Origin of the sequence: Arthrobacter sp. B6, assembly GCF_001663775.1 — a bacterium.
In the GTDB taxonomy this organism is placed as follows: domain Bacteria; phylum Actinomycetota; class Actinomycetes; order Actinomycetales; family Micrococcaceae; genus Arthrobacter.
Genome location: NZ_LQAP01000022.1, coordinates 1 through 926 on the forward strand (window position 1 = coordinate 1; position 926 = coordinate 926).

The window sequence follows — 926 nt, forward strand, 5'->3', positions numbered from 1 at the left end:
GGGTCTTTGAGGTACCAGAAAAAGTTGGAGCCGGCGTGGTGCCGGCCGAGGCCCCAGATGTGGCGTTCGGGGTTGTTTTCGAGCATGGCTTTCGCGCCGCGGCCGACGTCGTCGATGTCATCGACCTGCCAGGAGGTGTGGTGCAGGAAGTTCACGGGTGCGGCGAGGGCCAGGACGTTGTGATGGTCCACTGAGCAGCGCATGAACGCGCCTTTATCGGAGATGTAGTCGCTGACTTTGAAGCCGATGCCTTCGGTGAAGAACCGCATGGTTGCTTCCAGGTTCACGGTGCCGATCACGGTGTGCCCGAGTTTGCGGGGCTTGATCACGTAGTCCCTGACGACTCCGGGGGCCCGGCCGAAGCGGTCGATGCGGCCTGGCCCGTTGTATGGGGTGGCAGGAGTTTTTTCCTGAGCGATCCGGGGTGCGACATGGATGCGGGCGGTAAACCCGGAGACGGGTTCGGTGGCGAGCAGTTCGGTGCCGTTGTGGTTGATCGGGACACCGAGTCGGGTCATCTGGGAGGTGACCTTGGCGACGTCGTCATCGTTGTCGGCGCCGACGCCGAGTTCGACCAGACGGCGGCTGGGGGCGTGGATGATTTTGAGTTGTTCGCCGCCGTCCCGGGTCCCGAACGAGTTGTTGCCCAGAGGGTCGAGTCCGAATTCCTCATAATAGGCGGCCGTTTCGGCGACGTTCGGCACACCCATCACCACGCGGGTCAGACGGTGCAGTGACATGGGATTACTCCTTTGTATCCAGGGGTTTAGGTAGGTCGTGGATCCGGCGCCAGTACAGTTCTGTTTATTTGCCGGGAGAAATGAAGGTCTGGCTGATTTCGCCGATCCCTTCAATCCGGGAGACCAGGGTTTCACCGGCCTGGATAAATCGCTGAGGGCTGCGGCCCAGGCCGACACCGGCAGGGG

At 62.0% G+C, this 926-nt stretch carries 1 protein-coding gene; it reads right to left on the bottom strand.

Going from position 1 to position 926, the window contains the following annotated elements; all coding sequences use genetic code 11:
- The coding region (locus tag AU175_RS20975) for a VOC family protein (RefSeq protein ID WP_066294646.1) at positions 1-740 on the bottom strand (740 nt) is incomplete at its 3' end.
- Positions 741-926: the final 186 nt, after the last annotated feature.